Genomic DNA, 19,890 nt, shown 5'->3' with positions numbered 1-19,890 from the left:
CCTAAAATAACCCCCTCGTTCGGAGAGGACCTTTGTTGAAGTTTTTAGCGCGTATGTCCGGTCTGTTGCTTGTTGCTGCAGGCTTCGTCGGTCTTGTGATCGACGGAACCCGTTCGATTGTCAATAATGTAATATCGTTTACGTCGATTGGGAGTCTCGTTGGGACGTTTGTGCCGGGCGGTATTTCCAACCTTCAGACAAGCGTGGCGGCACGCTTCTCCCCATGGCTCTGGGACACTCTTTTTGTCCACGCTCTTCAGCTCCCCGCATCGATCACGGCATTTTTCGTCGGTGCCTTTCTCCTATGGATCGGCCAGAGGTCGATCGAACCGATTGGATATCTGGCCGGTCGTTAGCGGATTCCCTCACGCGATGGTGACAGGCGGGATCTCCAAGATCGCGAGGGCCGACACCATATAGGGGAAAACGAAAGGCCAGCCATGTTCGGTTTCCGCAAGCGCATTGAACTCCCCACACCCTCCGAAGCTCTGCCTGGCCGAGCCTCGCCGTTGCCGACGGCCGAGACCCATTTCGTCAACGGACGCCGCCTCGTGCCGCCTTATCCCGACGGCTTCGAGAGGGCTTTGTTCGGCCTTGGCTGTTTCTGGGGTGCCGAACGAAAGTTCTGGCAGCTGGGCGACGGTGTATGGGTTACGGCCGTTGGATATACGGCCGGCATCACGCCTCATCCGACCTACGAGGAGGTTTGTTCAGGCTTGACCGGGCATAACGAGGCGGTGTTGGTGGTTTTCGATCCGAAGAAGATTTCCTACGAGGCTCTTCTCAAGACCTTCTGGGAAAGCCATGACCCCACGCAAGGCATGCGCCAGGGCAACGATGTGGGGACCCAGTACCGGTCCGGAATCTATGTGTTCGATGACGCACAGCGCCGCGCGGCAGAGGAATCACGCGACGCTTACTCCAAGGCTCTCGCCGGCCAGGGCTACGGCCCTGCCACCACCGAGATTGTCGAAGCCGGGCCGTTTTACTTCGCCGAGGATTATCACCAGCAGTACTTGGCTAAGAATCCCAACGGTTATTGTGGTCTCGGCGGTACGGGCGTGACGTGCCAGATCGGAACCGGGGTTGCGGCGCAGTAGCGCGGCATTTCCTCGGCGGTTGAAAAGCAAATTCCTTAAGGGGCATTGAGAACCCGGCGGCATTCCCCTGGGAGCTGCGCCAGCGTCAAGGGCGGGCGCGGCTTCCCGGGCTTGGGATGAAGCATTTCCGGCGTGAACCACTGCGCCAGTTCCGCTCCGCAGCCGTCTCCTTGGGGGGGCGGATCCTGATCCGCGCAACCGGAAGAGCCGTCCGGACACGCGAGACGAATGTGGAAGTGGTAGTTGTGCCCGAACATGGGTCTGATCTTGCGCAGCCACGCGCGATCGTCGCCGGCTTCGCGGCACAGCGCTTTCTTGATGGCTGGATTGACGAAGATGCGAGCGACGTTCCGCTCCATCGCAGCTGCCCGGAGAAGCGCCGTATGCTGCGTCGTCCAGATTTTCGGGTCGATATCGAGCCTGTCGGGGCGCACCACATTCGTGGCGGACATTTCCTCCCGCTCCATGCGGGACAAGCGCCGTGACGGCATGGGTGTCAGCCAGATGTCCGCATCCAGGCCGATCTGATGGGACGCATGCCCGGTGATCATCGGGCCGCCCCGGGGCTGGGAGATATCTCCCACGAGGAGACCGGTCCAACCGTTCACCTGCGGGACCTTCGCCGAAAGCTGCTGGAGAAAAGCAATCAACTGAGGATGGCCCCAGTTGCGATTGCGCGACAGGCGCATGACCTGCCACGTTTCTCCGTCGATCGGGATTGCCGACCCTCCTGCCAGACAGCCGCGGGCATAGCCGCCATAGGATTGGGCCGGGAGGGCAGCCGGCTTGTCCTTGCGTCCAAACAATTCCTTCGCGGCGGTCGCCGGATCGTCAGGACGCGACAAAGGGGGCAGGGGCGTCGGGTCCAATGTCCCCTTGTCCTGCGCGAGGGCCGCCGCCGGTAAAAGACAGGCGGCGCTGAAGGCGATGATTCGAATCAGGCTCATGCCCTGAAGCTAGCGTGACTGCACGATCGAAGAAACGGGATGAGAGAGGGCGGATCGGTTGACCCGCCCTCTCGTTCAGTGACGCGGTTGCGGAGGGGCTGTCTCTGGATGACGCTGCGTGAAGTGGCCCGGACCCATCACGCGCTTGTCGTGACCATTGCCCATGCGCCTGCCCATGGAACGATAGGGGGTTGTCGGCCGACGACGTGCCTTGCTCGGGCGCGAGGGCCGAGGGATGAAAAGAGCCGCAATGGCAGCCCCAACACCGGCCAGGACGGCCGCAGTGGTAACGGGATGAAGTTGAGCCTCGAGAAGTAAGGATGTCTTGCGAGGCTCCTGCGGAAGGGATGAGTAGACATCTCCATCCTCGCGCGCGCGGTAAAGATTGTCCCTCATCTGAGGCCGTTCGCGATGGCTGGTCGTCTGCGCGGAGTAACCTGTCCATTCCATGGCACGGTCGACCATCCGCGGAGCAACCTTGCCCATCGCTCCGATCACCCAGCCGCCGAAGCCGATGGTCAGCTCCCTGCGTGGGTTCTCCGCTGCGAAAACAATCGCCTTGGCGACGAGGTTGGGATCGTAGGCCGGGGGAGGCACGGCCGTTTCCGCATCGAGATAGTTTCGCGCGTGTTCCACATAAGGAGTGTCGATCGAGGACGGCTTGATAAGCGTGACCCACACAGGGGCGCCTTCGCTCTCAAGCTCCATGCGAAGGCCGTCGGTAAAGCCTTTCACCGCGTGTTTCGAAGCGGAGTACTGGGTCTGGAGCATCATGGTGCGTTCCGAAAGGACGCTCCCCAGATTGATGATGGTGCCGCCGTGCTTGCGCATCCGATCAGCGGCGATGAGGGAGCCGTTGACGAGGCCCCAATAGTTGATCTCGAAAAGCTGGCGCTGGTCCTGAAGGGGGATCCGGTCGAGCGTTCCGTAAAGAGCGACGGCGGCGTCGTTCACCCAGGTGTCAAAGCTCCCGAACGTATCCAGCGTCGTTTGGGCAACCCGCTCCAGGTCCTCGCGCTTGCTGACATCCGCTGCTACGGCAATGGCGCGGGTGCCCCTGCTGTTCAGCTCCCTTGCAACCTCTTGCAGAGCCTCCTGGTTGCGGGCGACCAGCACAAGGCCCCGCACGCCGCGTTCGGCGAAAAGTCGGGCCGTTGCGAGACCAATGCCGCTCGATGCGCCGGTGATCACGACAATCTGATCCTCAACCGGCTTCTGGTGAAACTTCATCTCCAGCTCCTGATTTCCCTTCGGATCTGCAAAAACGGGTCAACGTGACCGGCAAAGGGGGGTTCCCGGGAGATATCCGGCACAGATGGCGTGCCGTACAGACCTGGAAATCCCGGCAGAGCTTGGGATGCCAACCGGAACCGCCTTTTTCACCAGAGCGTTGCCATGGCATCGATCCACGAAGGGAGAAGACAATGGAGACAACGGCACAGACCGGCGATATCAGGGAAACCCACAGCCTGATCGCCAGCGACAAAGTCGAAGGTACGCCCGTTCGCCGGAGTGACGGCGAAAAGATCGGGACCATCGAACGCGTTATGATCGACAAGCGCTCCGGGAAGGTGGGCTATGCGGTGATGAGCTTCGGTGGCTTCATGGGCCTCGGCGAGGAGTACTACACTCTCCCGTGGGGCGTCCTGAAGTATAATACCGAGCTTGATGCCTACGAGTTGAACCTCACGGAAGATCAGCTTCGCGGGGCGCCCCGGCGCACGGCCGAAGGCCATGACGCCTCCTACGACCGCGAATGGGAGGAGCATGTTCACCGCTACTACAATGCCACCCCCTATTGGGGCGACAGCGATCCGTTGAGCACCGGTCGCTGACCGGCGCCCGCAGCTTTGAGGAGCTGCCTGAAACGACAATCGCCCGGCTTTCGCCGGGCGATTTTTTGCCGGTGCGCCGGGTAGGGGAGGGTTCCTCCATCCGACACACAGAGCAGGTTAAGCCTTAGCGCTTCGACTTCGTCGAACGGCTACGGGAGCTCGAAGAGCGCTTCGATCCCACGGCTCCCGACCTCTTCGTCGAAGAGGTGCGGCTGGTCGCGGCAGCGGCCCGTGCGGGCGACTTGCCAGAGCTGCGGGACTTCGAAGCCGAGCTCTTTGACGTGCTCTTGGACGCCGTCTTTGCAGCGCCGCGAGCCGAGGTCTTCTTTGCGGCCGAACGAGCCGAGGTCTTTGAGCCACCGCGCGCGGCGCTGGAGCGGGATGCGCTCGAACGGGCCGAAGTGGTGCTCTTGGATGCCGGCCTCTTGGCCGTGCTGCGCGAAGTGGACTTCGCCGCCGATTTGGCGGGAGCCTTCCGTGCCGTCGAACGTGATGTCGAGGACTTCGCAGCCGTCTTCTTGGCGCCGGACCGCGAGGCCGTGCTACGGCTCGTCGTCTTGGACGCCGACTTCTTGGCAGAGCTGCGCGAGGTCGTCTTCGCGGCGGACTTCGTCGACTTTGCGGCCGACTTGGTACCGGACTTGGTGCCGGACTTGGTGGCCGACTTAGCGCCGGACTTCGTACCGGCTTTGGAAGCCGTGCTCCGCGAAGCAGTCTTCGAACCGCTCTTGCGGGACGAGGTACCTGCCGATTTCGCGGCGGACTTGCGAGCCGTCGAGGTGCCGCTCTTCTTGGCACCGGACGTTCCGCTCTTCTTGCTGGAAGAGCTGCGGCGAGCGCTGCTCTTCTTCGATTTGGTGCTGGTCGCACCAGAGTCACCCGTGAACAGCATCGTCAGCGGGTTGGACTTGTCGTCTGTCGGCATAGCCGCCTCCTTCAAGGGCCTTCGCGTGCAACCGTCACGCTTCGAAGGCAACGTCGTTATACCAAGGGGGTTCCGATTAACGGAAAGTGTAGAAAGTAAAACCAGCACATTTTCTGTGGATACTTTTCGCGAAGTGCTGCTTTCAAGCTTGCGTACAGAGCGCGAAACGACCGCCGCAATACTAGCCGCGAGTCTCATCCCAACATGATGACGAGCGTGCTCGCGTCGAATTTAAGAATTGAATTTAACGAGCCATAACAATGGTTTAATCGCAAAGTCATTCATGGGCGGTGCGCAGCTTCAAAGCCCTGGCCTCCCCATATGTACAGGTGTGTAAAGCGCAAGCAACGTGATGCGCGACGGCTCTGGAGGTGCCTGCTGCATCATGTCGAAAATTTTCGCGCCATCGCACCTTTGAAAGCGCTCGGAGACCAATTGATCGGTCGTTGCGGCGGTGAATCACCACGGCGTGGGGATCGATCACGCGGATGCAGCTCCGATTTCATCCTCGTGCGAGCCTGCATGAGCATGCCGAGGCGCGGGCATATCGCTGCGTCGACATCACGAAGGCGACGGGCCTGACGGGATGGACAATTGCCGCCGCCATGGGCTGCTCCCGAAGGGTGCCGATGGACCGGATCCGGTAGCGCGATATGCAGTATGTGCCGCAGTTCGATCATGCAAAAGAGCCTTCACGACGGGCGGCGCAGACGTTAATCCAGGGACCTTATACCCCGTGTCCTCCTGGTTCTTGTCCCGTGTCCCACCGCAGCATTCTCGCCGTTGTCCTCTGGATGACCGGCGCACTTCTTTCCTTCTCGGCGACAGCTGTGGCCGTGCGCGCGCTTTCACGGACGCTCTCCGTTTTCGAGATCCTGACAATTCGAAACGGGACCGCGGTTCTCTTCCTCCTCGGGCTTGCCGCATTTCAGCCCAAGCTCCGCCCCGGCCTCGTCTCTCATCAGTTGGGCGCGCATCTGGCGCGCAATGTGCTGCATTTCGCCAGCACCGCAGCCTGGGGTTTCAGCCTTACGATTCTGCCGCTGGCAACCGTTTTCGCCCTTGAATTCACCAGTCCCGCCTGGGTGGCTATTCTGGCCGTGCCGCTCCTCAAGGAGCGTGTGACGCGAGGGCGTCTCGCGGCGGTTCTGCTCGGCTTCGTGGGGGTGCTCGTCATCCTTCGACCAGGCGCGGCGACGGTACAGCCCGCGAGCCTCATGGTCCTGGCCGTCGCTTTCGGCTTCGCGCTGGTGGCGATCATGACGAAGCGGCTTACGGCAACCGACAGCACCTTCTCCATCATCTTTTTCATGAATCTCATGCAGCTCCCCATGAACCTGATCGGCGCAAGCTGGGGCTTCTGGGAGCGTCTGGACCTGTCTCAGACGCTGCCGCTCATCGGGATCTGCGCCGGCGGATTGCTCTCTCACTTTTGTCTGACGAACGCCTACCGGCACGGCGATGCCACCATGGTGGTGCCGCTCGATTTCCTGCGCATCCCGCTGATCGCGTTCGTCGGATGGAGGCTTTACGGTGAGGTCCTCGACCCTTACGTGTTTCTCGGCAGCGCCTGCATTATCACCGGAATCGTTTACTCACTGCGCCGCGAGGCGAAATCATCATGAGTTGGTCTCCCCAACAAGACGCGGCCTTGAAGGCCGTCGCGGAATGGCTCCGGCGCGGCGATCGCCCGGTGTTCCGCCTTTTCGGCTATGCCGGAACAGGCAAGACGACCTTGGCACGGCATATTGCGGAGGGGGTTGATGGCGAGGTGGCATTCGGCGCCTACACGGGCAAGGCTGCGCTTGTGCTGCGCTCCAAAGGCTGCCGCGATGCCTCGACCATCCATTCCATGATCTACCGCTCGCGGGAGTCCGACGAGGGCGGTCCGCAATTCGTCCTGAACCGCCAGAGTCAGGCGGCCAAGGCGGATCTCATCGTCATCGATGAATGCTCGATGGTCGACGAGGAACTGGGACGGGATCTTCTGTCCTTCGGCCAGCCGGTCCTGGTGCTGGGCGATCCTGCTCAGTTGCCGCCGGTCAAAGGCGGCGGCTTCTTCACCGAGGCGGAGCCCGACGTGATGCTGACCGAAGTGCATCGCCAAGCCAAGGACAATCCCATCGTCCACATGTCCATGCAGGTCCGCGAAGGGGGACGTCTGGAACCTGGAACCTATGGAGAGAGCCGCGTCATCCGCCGCCGGGAGATTGACGCCGCGCGGGTCATGGAGGCCGATCAGGTGCTCGTCGGTCTCAATAAGACGCGACGTCTTTATAATACCCGTCTGCGGGAGCTGAACGGCTATCGCGACCCCATGCCCGCCGCCGGCGAAAAGCTGGTGTGCCTGCGGAACGACAAGACCAAAGGGCTTCTCAACGGCGGCACATGGAGCATCCAGGCTCTCCGTGGCATCCGTAATGATTTCGTTCGGATGGATATCCTCCCCGACGACGACGGCCGCCGGAAGGCCGTCGATGTTTCCGTTCACAAGGCATTTTTCGAGGGTGGCGAAGAAGACGTCCCGTTCGCTCTGCGGCGCGAGTCCGACGAGTTCACCTATGGCTATGCTCTTACGGTCCACAAGGCGCAGGGCTCGCAATGGGATGATCTCGTCCTCTTTGACGAGTCCTACGCGTTTCGCGAGCACCGCAGCCGCTGGCTCTATACGGGCCTGACCCGAGCCGCCGAGAAGGCGACCGTGGTCATGTGACGGCATCATCAGAGGTCGAAGTCTCCTGATTGCGCCAACTGCCGTTGATCTCTGCCGCTCCGCACCGTATCGGTATGTCCGGCGCTCACATCAGATAGGAGCACCGGCGGAGAGACCTTGTTGAAGGAAGATCCAGAAGACGCTGTGTTGAACGGCCGGGCGGACGTGGTCGCCAAGGCTCTTGAGCGTGAGGTTCAAGATCTCCGAGAAGCCATCGAGGCTCGAGATGCCTTCCTGGCGGTGGCCGCTCACGAGCTGCGCAATCCGATGACGCCGATTTTGGCCCATGTGCAGAGATTGCGACGCTTGGTCGAGACGTCTGACGCGTCGAAGGACGATCTTGCCCGGAGCCTTGGCCGTTTGGAGACGTTGGTCGAGCATTATGTCCGGCGCGCGACTGCTTTGCTCGAAGTCTCCCGGATGACGACGGGCAGGCGCACCCTGGAAATCCAAACCTTCGATCTGGCCGGTCTCGTGCGCCTTGTCGTGGAAACGTCTCTGCCTGCAGCCCAGTACGTTGGTTCGTCCATTTCCCTTGAGGTGCCCGAGAGCCTTGTGGTTCGCACCGATCCCTTGGCAATGGAACAGATTCTCGACAATCTCCTGTCGAATGCCGTGAAGTATGGTCAGGGACAGCCCATCGACCTGATCCTTCGGTCCGAGCCGCAGGGCGCGGTCCTTGAGGTGCGCGACCGCGGTATCGGGATTTCCGTCGCGGATCAGTCCCGGATCTTCGGTCGTTTCGAGCGTGCCGTCGGACGGGAAGAGGCCTTCGGAGGGTTTGGAGTCGGCTTATGGGTCGTCGGGCAATTGGTCGAAGCGATGGGAGCGGATATTCAGGTTCAGAGTTCCCCCGGCAAGGGGACGACAATGACACTTCGCCTGCCGCATAACAGAATGGAAAAACCATGATCAGCAGCAAGAGGGGCTCCCGGTGAGTGATCGGCGCATCGAGAAGCTGGCAACGGGGATCGAGGGTCTGGACACGATCCTCGAAGGAGGCGTCCTCCGTGGAGGCATCTACATCATTCAAGGAACTCCGGGGGCCGGTAAGACGATCCTGGGGAACCAGCTCTGTTTCAACTATGCGGCGAGGGGCGGTCGCGCCCTCTACGTCACGCTTCTCGCCGAGACGCATGGACGCATGCTGGCGCATATCGGGTCACTGGGGTTCTTCAACGAAGCGGCAATTCCCGATGGCGTCTCATACCTCAGCGCTTTCCGAATTCTGGAAACAGAAGGGTTGAAGGGACTGACGGATGCCCTGCGGCGGGAGATCCGGGCGAGACAGATCAATCTTCTGATTCTCGATGGCCTCGTATCCGCAGAGGAAACCGCCGGGACACCTCGCGAGTTCAAGAAGTTCATTCACGAACTCCAGATCCAAGCCGACCTTGCGGATTGCACGATGATTCTGTTGACGAGCGCCGCAGCCGATCAAGGCTTTGCGTCGGCCGAGCATACGATGGTCGATGGTCTCATCGAGCTGCGAAGCCGGCTCCGCGACCGTCGCGCAGAACGCGACCTGCTCGTCCACAAGATGCGCGGCGGAGGTTTTCTCCGAGGCGTTCATTCATTTCAGGTCACCGATCAGGGCATCAGCGTCCAGCCTCGGATCGAAGCTCTTTTGGCGACACCCAGCCTGCCGACCGCCGCGGATGGTCCGAAGTTGTCGACCGGAGTCCCGATGCTGGACGACATGCTCGGAGGCGGGCTGCACAGGCATTCCTCGACCTTGGTCATGGGGGCGGCAGGCTCGGGCAAGAGCACCATCGGCCACCATTTCCTCGGCGCGCAGAACGAACCCGGCCTTTATTTGAGCTTCGACGAGGATCCCTCCTCCATCCGCTTCAAGGCGCAGTCCCTGAACCTGCCGGTCGCGCCCTTGTACGACAATGGGCAGGTGGACATTCTGTGGCAGCCTTCCACGGAGGGTGTCTTCGACGAGATCTGTCTTCGGCTCCTGGAACGGGTTCGCTCGCGCGGCGTCAAGCGGGTCTTCATCGATGGTATCAACGACTTCGTTCAGATGACGGGAGATCAGAGCCGCATCGGGCCGGCCTTGACGGCTCTTGCCAATGAGTTCCGGGCGCTCGGCGCCGTCATGGTCGGAACTTTCGAGCTCGATTTCAACGGGATCGTGCCCGGTCAGCCTTTGACCGGCTTGCCGATCCTCGGTCTTTCGCCGATCGCCGAGAACATCATCGTCATGCGCTACGCCGCCCTCGGAGCGGACATTCATCGTCTGATCGTGACGCTCAAGGCGCGTGACAACGCCATTCGCCCCGAGTTCAGGTACTATGACATCAAAGCCCATGGGATCGAGATCGATCGGGATGCCGTCCGTGCCAGCCGCATCCTGAACGAGTTGATCCGCAACGGTGGAAACACAGCCGCATCGCTGGCGACGGCTCCCTTCGCTTCCGACAAACCTTCGGGAGCCGGCACGTGAAGACGATCCTTGTTGTTGATGATGAGTGGGCGATTGCCGAAGTTCTGGACGCGCTTCTCGGAGACGAAGGGTTCCGGGTGATCGTCGCCAACAACGGCAAGCAGGGGCTCGAACGATTGGCGGAATGGCCGGCCGATCTCATCATGCTTGATTTCATGATGCCGATCCTGGATGGGCCTTCGACCTTCGCGGCTCTCAAGGCAAATCCCGGAACGGCGGGCATCCCTGTCATCTTCATGAGTTCCCTGCCCGAGGAGACCGTGGCGCAGCGTTGCTCCGGGTATCAGGCCTTCCTGCGCAAGCCCTTCCGGATCGCGGCCGTGCTCGACGCCGTGGAGAAGGTCCTCGGGTAAAACTTTACGCAAGATTCTCTCCGTGTTGACGGGGAGGGAACCTGAAGGACCTGCGGACTTTATGTCTGCGGAGCGACCATTTTCCGGAGGGTGTCGGCAATGCTCAAATGGGCCCTGATCTTTCTCGTGATCTCCCTTGTGGCAGGCGCCTTGGGCTTCACGGGCGTCGCATCCGGCGCGAAAACAATTTCAAAGCTCCTTTTTGGCCTCTTTCTGGCTGTTTTCATCATCCTGCTGCTGTTGGCGTGGAGCGCCGGCGAACTCCTCTTCTGAGCCCGCCGTTCCTTCATCAGACCCTTCATCAACGCCCGCATGCGCTCAGCGCATGAAGTCCCTGCTTCACGGGGGCATGCATCCTTTCGCCAAGGTCGTTATGACAGGCCCCAAATCGAACCGGTACGTTTTCCGACATGTTTTTGAAACAATATGTCCGGCCGCTGGTTCGAAACGCATAGTGTGAAAGGGTTTATCATGAAGCGTCGTACTTTCCTCCAAGCCGCCACGGTTGGAGCTGCTGCCGGGTCAGTCGCCATGCCGGCCATCGCCCAGTCGGCTCCCGAGATCCGTTGGCGTTTGACGTCAGGCTTTCCGAAATCCCTTGATACCCTGTTCGGCGGTGGCGAGCTTTTGTCGAAATATGTTTCGGAGGCGACCGACGGAAAGTTCCAGATCCAGACCTTCGCGGCCGGTGAGATCGTCGGCACGCCGCAGGCGGCCGATGCGGTCGGCAACGGCACGGTCGAGATGGCTCATAGCTGCTCCTATTATTACATCGGCAAGGATCCGACATTCGCGATCGGCACGAACCTTCCCTTTGGTCTGAATTCACGCCAGACTAATGCCTGGCTCTACCATGGCGACGGCAACAAGCTGCTGAACGAGTTCTACGCGAAGTACAATCTCTTCGCCCTGCCTGCAGGCAACACGGGTGCCCAGATGGGCGGCTGGTTCCGAAAGGAGATCAAGACCGTCCAGGACCTGAGCGGCCTCAAGATGCGCATTGCCGGGCTCGCCGGGCAGATCATGGGCAAGCTGGGCGTCGTCCCGCAGCAAATTGCAGGCGGAGATCTCTATCCGTCCCTGGAGCGTGGGACGATCGATGCGGCCGAGTGGGTTGCGCCCTACGATGACGAAAAGCTCGGGCTCAACAAGGTCGCGCCTTACTATTACTATCCGGGTTTCTGGGAGGGCGGACCGGCCATCCACTTCTTCATCAATCTCGAGAAGTGGAACGCCCTGCCGAAATCCTATCAGGCCGCCGTGCAGGCCGCGGCAGGCTATGCCAATGTGGATACGCAGGCGAAATACGATGCCCGCAATCCCGCCGCGCTTCGCAGCCTGATCGGCGCAGGCGCACAATTGCGCCCGTTCTCCGCGGAAATCATGGAAGCGGCCTACAAGGCCGCCAACGAGATCTATGATGAGCTGTCCGCCTCCAACCCCAGCTTCAAGAAGCTGTATGACAGCTACAAGGCTTTCCGGGGCGAGGAATATCTCTGGTTCCAGGTGGCGGAATACGCCTACGACACCTTCATGATCCGCGCCCGCGCCCGGGGCTGAACGAACGAGGGGACAGGCGCATCGCGGCGCCTGTCCCTTCCCGGTCTCTTACTGGCCGATATTGTCGGCCGACGTGTCCCGTCCGGCGAGCTTCGATGCGAAATAGGCCACAGTCTGCGAATAGACCTGGGACTTGTTCCACTGCTTCAGGGCTTCGAAATTGGGCGAGCCGGGCGACCAGTCCGCTCCGCGCACCCAGCCGTGGCCCTTGAGGTAGTTGGCGGTTGATGCCAGCACGTCCGCCGGGCTGTGGAGGAGATCGGCCCGCCCATCGCCGTCAAAGTCGATGGCGTATTTCACATAGGATGAGGGCATGAACTGGGTTTGTCCCAATTCGCCGGCCCATGCGCCGCGCATTTCCCCTGGGCTGAGATCGCCACGCTCCACGATGCGCAGGGCGTCGAACAGGTGGGACTGGAACATCTCCGTGCGCCTGCAATCGTAAGCGAGCGTGGCGACGGAACGGATGGTCGCCATGTTTCCTTTCACGGCTCCGAAGTCGCTTTCAAGGCCCCAGATCGCCACAAGGACAGGGCCCGGAACGCCGAACTGCTGTTCGATTCTGGCAAGCGTACCGGCATGCTTGCGCAGCAGCGCGCTGCCCGTCTTGAGCCGGTAGGAAGAGACCATACGGCCGGCGAACTGCTCGAAGCTCTGTTTGAAGACCCCCTGGCCGCGGTCCTTCCTGATGACGTTCGGATCAAAGGTCACGCCGGCCAGACTCGTATCCACGGCGTTGGCGGAGATTCCCCGTTGGATTGCTTCCTGACGAACATCACCGAGCCATTTTTCAAAACCCGCCGGGTCGCGGCAGGTGGCTGCGAAAGCCTCCCCGGCCATCGTGAGGCTCACTGCGAGGATCGACAGGCGCATCAGGGCGGACATCTGGTTTCTCCTACTTTCGCCAAGTTTCGCACTCATTGAGTTGCTTGGCGACCTAGGGCCGGAACGGAGCAACTCAAGGGGACATCTGGGGACATCTGCGGCAACCAAAGGCTCAGCTCGGCGTTTGTGTGATGAAGCCCTTCGTTTGTGGAGCTTTTGATGCGGATCACAATGGGTTCGATGGCTCCATTGAAAAGCCTTCTGTCCGCCGGCATCCTGATGCTGGCGACGACCCCCGGACATGCGGCCCTGAGTCTCGACAAGGCGCCAGGTCCCATTGCGGTGCGCTTTGATCTCAAGGCGGAACAGACTCGGGTCACTGGCCGTATCGGCGACAATCTCTGTGTGATGCTATCCTTTCCCGATGAATGGCGCCTCGCGGCGGGAGGCGGGTTGCGCGCCGTCGTGGAGGCTTCCCATGGGGGCGAAGTGGAATTGGTCTTTCGCCCGGCCGGAGAGGTCAAGGATCTGCCGCAGGTCGATCTCGCCAGCCGCGATGCGGCGCTTCTTCAGCGGGATCACGAGGAAGTCTTCGGCCGGCCTGCCCAGTCGGCGACCCTCGCGACTTTGACACCCGGGATCAAACGCTGGACGGCCACCTGGTCCGACGTGAACTTGCCCGCGGCATCGGGGCAAATCACTCTCGATACGGTGATTGTCGCGCTATCTGACGAATGGCTGCTCGAACTCTCCTTCTCGGAGATCGGAACCCGTTCCACCTACGAGGCCACAGTGGCCGAGATCCTTTCAAGCTTGAGACTTGACTCCGCAAGCGCCTGCGCGCGGCATGACACGCGCCCGGTGCCATAAGAGGCATTCGCCCCGAGCGTCATAAGCCTGTTTGCTTCCGCCACCGCTCTTCCTCTCCGCCACCAGAGATGCTGCCCATGGACGTGATCGTCTATCATAACCCCGCCTGCGGAACCTCGCGAAACACCATCGGTCTTATTCGAAACGGTGGTATCGAGCCGCACATCGTCGAGTATCTGAAAACGCCGCCCACGCGGCTTCTCCTCCGGCAGCTCATGCGGCGAATGGAAATATCCGCCCGTGATCTCATTCGTGAGAAGGAACCTGTCTTTCACGAGCTCGGCCTCAACGATCCGTCGATCTCCGAGGACGATCTGCTCGATGCCATGGTGGCGCACCCTGTGCTGATCAACAGGCCGATCGTCGTGACGCCGCTTGGCGTCAGATTGTGTCGACCTTCGGAAGCGGTTCTCGAGATCCTGCCCGACAGTCAGCAAGGCGAGTTCCGCAAGGAAGACGGCGAGATCGTGATCGATGCCGCGGGCCGGCGCGCGGGAGTCGCGTAAGCAAGGGATTCCGCAAAACGCTTCTGGCCGATTGCAAACCCGGAGAAGGCATATGGAGCTCGAAGGAAAGGTTGCGTTGATTACCGGAGCAGGCTCGGGGATCGGCAAGGCAGCGGCCCTGCGACTTGCTCGGGAGGGAGCTGCGGTCGGTGCGTTGAGTCATACGGAAAGCGAGGTCCGCCAGACTGTCGAGGAGATCGAGAGACACGGTGGAAAGGCTATGGCGTTGGTGGCCGACGTCGCCGACGAACAGGCGATGCGCAACGCTGTCGACGCCTTGACCGGAGCCTATGGCCGCCTCGATATCGTCTTCGCCAACGCAGGCATCAATGGCGTTTGGGCTCCTATCGACGATCTGAAGCCCCAGGAATGGGACCAGACGATCGCGACCAACCTCCGCGGGACCTATCTGACCCTTCATTACGCGGTGCCGCATCTGAAAAAGGCCGGTGGCGGTTCCATTCTCATCACCGCTTCCATCAATGGCACGCGGACCTTCACCAGTGCCGGCGCCACAGCTTACTCCGCGACAAAGGCCGCCCAGGTCGCCATGGCGCAGATGCTGGCGCTGGAACTCGCCAAGCACCGGATCCGTGTGAATGCCATCTGTCCCGGCAAGATCGACACGCGCATCCCCGACAATACCCATCATCGCAACACACAAGAAGCGCAGGTTCCCGCCGAGTATCCCGACGGCGACATTCCTCTGACAGGCGGTGAGGCCGGGACCAGCGACGAAGTCGCGGACCTGGTTCTCTTTCTCGTCTCGGAGCGCGCCCGGCACGTCACCGGAACGCCGGTTTGGATCGACGGGGGTCAGTCTCTCCTGGTCTGAGGCACCTAGGTGTTCGGCACCAGTTCCGTGCCCACCGGGATCGTGGGCTCGGGAACGAAAGCTTCTTTTTGGTTGTCCTGCGGAGCCGCCCGCTGCCTGATCCGATAGACGCCCCAGGCGGCCATGATCACCTGCGCGACGATGGTTGCATAGGCAAGGCCCCGTGGGCCGAACACGGACATCGCCATGCCGGACAGGACGGGACCTGCCGACGAACCTGCTCCGAGCACGATCAGGAGGCCTCCGGACGCAGCCACGAACTCACCGGGTTCCACCATGTCGTTCACGTGAGCCGTCACGATGCTGTAGGTCGGAATGACGCTTCCGCCGAAAATCGCCACGCAGAGATACAGCACCCAGGCCTCCGGACTCTCGGGGACGAAGGTCAGGAGGGCCAGAAGGATTGCGGCAGCGGTTCCGGCCGCTGCGATAATGACGAAGCGTCGATCCATGCGATCGGACACCCAGCCCAGAGGCCATGTCATGGCGAAGCCTCCGAGGGTGCCGCAGGCCATGAAGATCGCAATCCCTGTCGTATCGAGACCGGCCTCATGGGCAAACAGCGGGCCGAGGGAGAAGAACGATGCGCTTGTCACGCCGCACAGGAAGGCCGCCACGATCCCGAAGGGAGATTGAACATACAGTTTTGGCAGATTGATCTTGGCCTCGCCCGACGCGTGGAGCGGTGCCGTCGCCCGTGAAAGGGCAATGGGCACGAGGGCGAGGGAGATGATCATGGAGACGATGCAGAAAAGCCGGAAGCCCGCCGGATTTCCCGTCGGCAGGAGGAGCTGCCCGCCGATCCCGGCGATCAGGCCCGTCATTCCGTAGAGGCTGAGGATTTGGCCGCGCGTCTGGCCGGTCGCGGAACCGTTGAGCCAGCTTTCCACGACCATGAACAACCCTGCAAAGCAGAAGCCCGTCAGGGCCCGCGCGGCAATCCACACGATGGGATGAACCACCAGGAGATGCAGGAGTGCCGTGGAGGCGGCCACGGCCGCCAGGGCCGCAAACGTCCGGGTATGGCCGACCCTTGCAATGACGGTGCCTGCCCACAATGACCCGAATACGATTCCGGCCCAGAATGCGGCGCCCACGGCACCGATGGCGGTCGGCGAGAAACCTTCGATACCGCCGCGAACGCTCAAAAGGGTGCCTTGGAGCGTATTGCCCATCTGCATTAGCCCGTAGCCAAGAAGGAGGGCGAACAATGTTGGCAGCACGTTGCGCAGGGAAGTAGGCATGAAGCGTCCTCAGGAACGGTGGCGGTTTGCGGTGATGGCTGGACCTTCAAAGGCCGGGCTTGAGGATTTTCGTTGAAACCTTCGCGACCTGAGCCGCCGAAGGGATCCGAAGGGGAGCATCGATGCGCTCCCTCGAACATTGAACTCATCGCCTTGGAGAGGGTTCCGGTGCTGCGGGAAACTCTCGGAACGACAATTATGGAGTATGGCGATGACGAAAGAGGATAGGACTATTTCGCCCGGGCAGTCATGATCTCGCCATAGTCAAATCGATTAATCCGCGCGCTGAATTGCCGAGTTTGGCTTGGCGGTTCTTTCCACGTCGCTACCCAACTGCCGAAGGAGACACGGCGATGGACGCAGACGTCGACAGAATGGATGCCTCGCAGTTTGAGAGCATCCACCTGAATGAGCAGATGTTGCTGCTGACGCTCATGATGCGGGGGCGAGAGAAGGCGATCACGCATGCGATGAGCCGAATGATTGCTTGGGTGCGTCCCCCCGATAGGCGTTCCTGATTTTTTACTGTTTCACTTTTGTCGTTTATCGAGGTCTTCAATGCGTTGCTATTTCAACCTGTCGAATGGTGACAGCTACTTGGCTGATCATGACGGCGTCGAGGTCTCGAGCCTCCTTGAGGCTCATGGCGAGGCTCTCGATGCGATCCGCGAGACATTTCTCCATCAGGACGCCGCAGATGTCGATCTGCAGGGTTGGGCCCTTGATGTCGTCGATCCTTCGGGCAGGGTTCTCCTGTCGATGTCGATCGGAGACGTCGTCGACGCATCCGATCTCGGCGGTTACGACAGTCTCTACGACATCATCCAATAGTGGCGCTGCTTACGCTTGCGGAAGACAGGCCTCGCAGATCGCCTCGATATGGCGATGGTCGGTGCCGCAGCATCCGCCCAGGACGGACAGACGCGGAAGCATGTTCCGCAGATCGCGATACTGACGCGCGAGTTCCGTCGGATCGCCGGAGTCGAGTTCTTCCGCTTCATCGAGCTGGGCGTGGCTTTTTGAGGACGCATTCGCTCGCAGGCCTCTGATCCGCTGCACCCAACTTCCACCCGCCGAGAGCATGCTTTCAATGTGGGTTGGGTGAGCGCAATTGATCATGTAGTAGGCCGGTATCCCGCCCGTTTCCCGATCGCTTTGCTCGATGGCCGATTGCAGGCTCTCGCCGGACGCGAGCTTCCCGTCCGTTTCGACCGTGAATGAGATCACCACCGGGATGGCGGCCTTGGCGGCGGCGCGGGCAATGCCGATCGCCTCTTCGGCATAGTTGATCGTGAAAGCGGTGACCATATCCGCACCTGCGTCACGCAAAGCATCGATCTGGCCGGTGTGGTAGCGTTCCGCTTCCTCCGCGCTCATGCGATAATCCGCCCGGTATCCGTCGCCACGCGGCCCGATGGCTCCGTCGATGAGAAGGGATCGGCCTTCAAGAGCGAAGCTCCTGCCGAGCTCCCTTGCAAAGGCAACGGCTTGGCGGTTGACCTGCGCAAGGTCCTCGGACGTATAGCCGAGTTTTCGGCCCCAATCCGGATTGGCCCGCCACGTGGCCGTATCGAGAATGAAACCGACGCCATGCCGCGAGGCCGTCTGGAGATAGGGTTCGAAGTAGCGCTTCAGAACCTGTCGACCGGACTCATGGCGAAGGAGCGGAAATGACGCGAAACACGGTAGATCGATCCCCTCGATGAACAAAAGGGATGTTTCGAGACCGCCATCGGTCAGGAAGACCGTTTCAAGGTCCGGCTGCGGCAGGGAGGATGGGCGAGACGACATGGGGCCCTCCCTTCGAAAAGGGAAAGACGCACCCCAGCCGGAACCGTATGGTCGATGCGGTCCTCCCGCGTGTCAATGACCCTTGGTGATCAGCTGTCCATCTTCAGGGCGGCGATAAAGGCTTCCTGAGGGATCTCGACCTTGCCGAACTGCCGCATCCGCTTCTTGCCCTCTTTTTGCTTGTCGAGGAGCTTTCTCTTACGAGAAGCATCGCCGCCATAGCACTTGGCGGTCACGTCCTTGCGCAGCGCACGGATTGTTTCGCGGGCGATGATCTTGCCGCCGATTGCGGCTTGAATCGGGATCTGGAACAGGTGCTGCGGGATGAGGTCCTTCAGCTTTTCGCACATCGCGCGGCCACGGCTCTCTGCGCGGGTGCGGTGGACCAGCATCGAGAGGGCGTCCACGGGCTCCGCGTTGACGAGAAGCGACATCTTCACGAGGTCGCCCTCGCGGTAATCGGAGATGTGATAGTCGAAGGAGGCATAGCCCTTCGAGATCGACTTCAGGCGATCGTAGAAATCGAACACCACCTCGTTGAGCGGCAGGTCGTAGACGACCATGGCGCGCTTGCCCACGTAGTTCAGGTCGATCTGAACGCCGCGCCGGTCCTGACAAAGCTTCAGGACGGAGCCGAGATATTCGTCCGGCGTCAGGATGGTGGCGCGGATCCAGGGCTCTTCGATCGCATCGATCTTCATCACGTCCGGCATGTCAGCCGGATTGTGAAGTTCCCTGATCGTCCCGTCGGACATCAGCAGGCGATAAACGACGCTCGGCGCCGTGGAAATGAGGTCGAGATTGAACTCGCGTTCGAGACGCTCCTGAATGATCTCGAGGTGAAGCAACCCCAGAAAGCCGCAGCGGAAACCGAACCCGAGCGCAGCCGAGGTTTCCATCTCGAAGGAGAAACTCGCATCGTTCAGGCGCAGTCTGCCCATGGCGGCGCGCAGGTTCTCGAACTCGGCGGCATCAACCGGGAAAAGGCCGCAGAACACCACAGGCTGAACCGGCTTGAAGCCCGGCAGGGGTTCGGCGGTCGGCTTGCGCTCTTCCGTGATCGTGTCGCCCACGCGGGTATCGGCCACTTCCTTGATCGACGCGGTCAGGAAGCCGACCTCGCCCGGTCCGAGCTGGGCCACATCCTGCATCTTGGGACGGAACACGCCGATGCGGTCGACCCCATAGGTGGCGCCGGTCCCGATCATCTTGATCGTCATGCCCTTCTTGAGCATGCCATCGACGATGCGGACGAGCACCACGACGCCCAGATAAGCGTCGTACCAGGAATCCACGAGCAGGGCCTTCAAAGGAGCCCCTTCGTCTCCCTTCGGAGGCGGGAGCTTGGTGACGATGGCTTCCAGCACGCCCTCGATATTGAGACCCGTCTTGGCCGAGATCGGCACGGCATCGGAGGCATCGATGCCGATCACTTCCTCGATCTGCTCCTTGATGCGATCCGGATCCGCCGCCGGGAGATCGATCTTGTTGAGGACGGTGACGATTTCATGATTGGCGTCGATGGCCTGATAAACGTTCGCCAGGGTCTGGGCTTCCACGCCCTGGGAGGCGTCCACCACCAGGAGCGAGCCTTCACAGGCGGCGAGCGACCGGGATACCTCGTAGGCGAAGTCCACGTGGCCGGGAGTGTCCATCAGGTTCAGGACATAGGTCTTGCCGTCCTGCGCCATGTATTCCAGACGCACCGTCTGCGCCTTGATGGTAATCCCCCGCTCGCGCTCGATATCCATGTTGTCGAGCACCTGCTCCGTCATTTCCCGGGCGGTAAGGGCGCCCGTCGTCTGGATCAGACGGTCGGCAAGCGTCGACTTCCCGTGATCGATGTGGGCAACGATGGAGAAGTTACGGATATTGTCGAAGGTGCGTGCGGTCATAATACTGCAAATATAAGAACTGTCGTGGCCCCATAGCAG

General features: G+C 61.1%; 23 protein-coding genes. 17 read left to right on the top strand and 6 right to left on the bottom strand.

The genetic code is table 11. From position 1 onward, the window contains the following. Positions 1–32 precede the first annotated feature (32 nt). Both LJD17_RS15325 and msrA read left to right on the top strand, forming a co-directional pair. Complete coding sequence (locus LJD17_RS15325) at positions 33–356, top strand: PetM family of cytochrome b6f complex subunit 7 (protein WP_227385051.1); 324 nt, start codon at positions 33–35, stop codon at positions 354–356. An 84-nt stretch (positions 357–440) separates the two neighbouring features. Beyond that, the gene (gene msrA / locus LJD17_RS15320; RefSeq protein ID WP_227385050.1) at positions 441–1,100 is read left to right on the top strand and encodes a peptide-methionine (S)-S-oxide reductase MsrA; all 660 of its coding nucleotides are present in this window, start codon (positions 441–443) and stop codon (positions 1,098–1,100) included. A gap of 35 nt (positions 1,101–1,135) precedes the next feature. Here the strand turns inward: msrA and mepA are convergent, their stop codons facing one another. Both mepA and LJD17_RS15310 read right to left on the bottom strand, forming a co-directional pair. Then, entirely contained in the window at positions 1,136–2,047 is a 912-nt protein-coding gene (gene mepA, locus LJD17_RS15315) for a penicillin-insensitive murein endopeptidase (RefSeq protein WP_227385049.1), read from the bottom strand. 75 nt (positions 2,048–2,122) lie between these two features. After that, positions 2,123–3,277, bottom strand: a complete 1,155-nt coding sequence (locus LJD17_RS15310; protein WP_227385048.1) for an SDR family oxidoreductase — start codon at positions 3,275–3,277, stop codon at positions 2,123–2,125. 194 nt (positions 3,278–3,471) lie between these two features. Here LJD17_RS15310 and LJD17_RS15305 point away from each other — a divergent pair, with 194 nt between their 5' ends. The 10 genes from LJD17_RS15305 (at position 3,472) to LJD17_RS15260 (ending at position 11,885) form a co-directional block, all read left to right on the top strand. After that, on the top strand, positions 3,472–3,882 hold the full coding sequence (locus tag LJD17_RS15305) for a PRC-barrel domain-containing protein (RefSeq protein ID WP_227385047.1): 411 nt from the start codon (positions 3,472–3,474) through the stop codon (positions 3,880–3,882). Positions 3,883–4,088: 206 nt separating this feature from the next. Continuing rightward, complete coding sequence (locus tag LJD17_RS15300; protein WP_227385046.1) at positions 4,089–5,015, top strand: hypothetical protein; 927 nt, start codon at positions 4,089–4,091, stop codon at positions 5,013–5,015. A gap of 280 nt (positions 5,016–5,295) precedes the next feature. Continuing rightward, the gene (locus LJD17_RS15295) at positions 5,296–5,454 is read left to right on the top strand and encodes a hypothetical protein (RefSeq protein WP_227385045.1); all 159 of its coding nucleotides are present in this window, start codon (positions 5,296–5,298) and stop codon (positions 5,452–5,454) included. Between the two features lie 111 nt (positions 5,455–5,565). After that, positions 5,566–6,432 (top strand): DMT family transporter, encoded by an 867-nt coding sequence (locus LJD17_RS15290; protein ID WP_227385044.1) that lies wholly within the window; start codon positions 5,566–5,568, stop codon positions 6,430–6,432. Beyond that, the gene (locus LJD17_RS15285) at positions 6,429–7,520 is read left to right on the top strand and encodes an ATP-dependent DNA helicase (RefSeq protein WP_227385043.1); all 1,092 of its coding nucleotides are present in this window, start codon (positions 6,429–6,431) and stop codon (positions 7,518–7,520) included. The genes LJD17_RS15290 and LJD17_RS15285 overlap by 4 nt, the downstream gene beginning before the upstream one ends. A 120-nt stretch (positions 7,521–7,640) precedes the next feature. Next, entirely contained in the window at positions 7,641–8,432 is a 792-nt protein-coding gene (locus LJD17_RS15280) for a sensor histidine kinase (RefSeq protein ID WP_227385042.1), read from the top strand. A 22-nt stretch (positions 8,433–8,454) separates the two neighbouring features. Beyond that, a complete protein-coding gene (locus LJD17_RS24260) occupies positions 8,455–9,972 on the top strand; it encodes an RAD55 family ATPase (RefSeq protein WP_227385041.1) in 1,518 nt (505 codons plus the stop codon). After that, on the top strand, positions 9,969–10,325 hold the full coding sequence (locus tag LJD17_RS15270) for a response regulator (protein WP_227385040.1): 357 nt from the start codon (positions 9,969–9,971) through the stop codon (positions 10,323–10,325). The genes LJD17_RS24260 and LJD17_RS15270 overlap by 4 nt, the downstream gene beginning before the upstream one ends. A gap of 99 nt (positions 10,326–10,424) precedes the next feature. Next, entirely contained in the window at positions 10,425–10,598 is a 174-nt protein-coding gene (locus tag LJD17_RS15265; protein WP_227385039.1) for a DUF1328 domain-containing protein, read from the top strand. A gap of 198 nt (positions 10,599–10,796) precedes the next feature. Then, on the top strand, positions 10,797–11,885 hold the full coding sequence (locus tag LJD17_RS15260; RefSeq protein WP_227385038.1) for a TRAP transporter substrate-binding protein: 1,089 nt from the start codon (positions 10,797–10,799) through the stop codon (positions 11,883–11,885). 48 nt (positions 11,886–11,933) lie between these two features. Here the strand turns inward: LJD17_RS15260 and LJD17_RS15255 are convergent, their stop codons facing one another. Continuing rightward, positions 11,934–12,770: a lytic murein transglycosylase gene (locus LJD17_RS15255; RefSeq protein WP_406600818.1), complete on the bottom strand. Its 837-nt coding sequence runs from the start codon at positions 12,768–12,770 to the stop codon at positions 11,934–11,936. Positions 12,771–12,929: 159 nt separating this feature from the next. Between LJD17_RS15255 and LJD17_RS15250 the strand changes: the two genes are divergently transcribed. The 3 genes from LJD17_RS15250 (at position 12,930) to LJD17_RS15240 (ending at position 14,921) form a co-directional block, all read left to right on the top strand. Beyond that, positions 12,930–13,580 (top strand): hypothetical protein, encoded by a 651-nt coding sequence (locus tag LJD17_RS15250; protein ID WP_227385037.1) that lies wholly within the window; start codon positions 12,930–12,932, stop codon positions 13,578–13,580. Between the two features lie 77 nt (positions 13,581–13,657). Continuing rightward, the gene (gene arsC, locus LJD17_RS15245) at positions 13,658–14,086 is read left to right on the top strand and encodes an arsenate reductase (glutaredoxin) (RefSeq protein ID WP_227385036.1); all 429 of its coding nucleotides are present in this window, start codon (positions 13,658–13,660) and stop codon (positions 14,084–14,086) included. 52 nt (positions 14,087–14,138) lie between these two features. Continuing rightward, positions 14,139–14,921 carry an SDR family oxidoreductase gene (locus tag LJD17_RS15240; protein WP_227385035.1) on the top strand — a complete coding sequence of 261 codons (783 nt, stop codon included), beginning with the start codon at positions 14,139–14,141 and terminating at the stop codon, positions 14,919–14,921. A 5-nt stretch (positions 14,922–14,926) separates the two neighbouring features. Here the strand turns inward: LJD17_RS15240 and LJD17_RS15235 are convergent, their stop codons facing one another. Next, positions 14,927–16,165 (bottom strand): MFS transporter, encoded by a 1,239-nt coding sequence (locus LJD17_RS15235; RefSeq protein WP_227385034.1) that lies wholly within the window; start codon positions 16,163–16,165, stop codon positions 14,927–14,929. A gap of 353 nt (positions 16,166–16,518) precedes the next feature. On the opposite strand from LJD17_RS15235, the gene LJD17_RS15230 reads away from it, so the two are divergent. Together LJD17_RS15230 and LJD17_RS15225 are read left to right on the top strand one after the other, a co-directional pair. Further along, positions 16,519–16,683: a hypothetical protein gene (locus LJD17_RS15230; protein ID WP_227385033.1), complete on the top strand. Its 165-nt coding sequence runs from the start codon at positions 16,519–16,521 to the stop codon at positions 16,681–16,683. A gap of 40 nt (positions 16,684–16,723) precedes the next feature. Next, entirely contained in the window at positions 16,724–16,996 is a 273-nt protein-coding gene (locus tag LJD17_RS15225; protein ID WP_227385032.1) for a DUF6894 family protein, read from the top strand. Positions 16,997–17,005: 9 nt separating this feature from the next. On the opposite strand, the gene LJD17_RS15220 is transcribed toward LJD17_RS15225, so the two are convergent. Together LJD17_RS15220 and lepA are read right to left on the bottom strand one after the other, a co-directional pair. Further along, on the bottom strand, positions 17,006–17,956 hold the full coding sequence (locus LJD17_RS15220; RefSeq protein ID WP_227385031.1) for a homocysteine S-methyltransferase family protein: 951 nt from the start codon (positions 17,954–17,956) through the stop codon (positions 17,006–17,008). Between the two features lie 89 nt (positions 17,957–18,045). Next, positions 18,046–19,851, bottom strand: a complete 1,806-nt coding sequence (gene lepA / locus LJD17_RS15215; protein WP_227385030.1) for a translation elongation factor 4 — start codon at positions 19,849–19,851, stop codon at positions 18,046–18,048. Positions 19,852–19,890 lie beyond the last annotated feature (39 nt).

It is taken from the genome of Microvirga rosea (genome assembly GCF_020595095.1).
GTDB classification, from domain to species: domain Bacteria; phylum Pseudomonadota; class Alphaproteobacteria; order Rhizobiales; family Beijerinckiaceae; genus Microvirga; species Microvirga rosea.
This window is presented reverse-complemented; position numbering and strand designations above follow the sequence as displayed.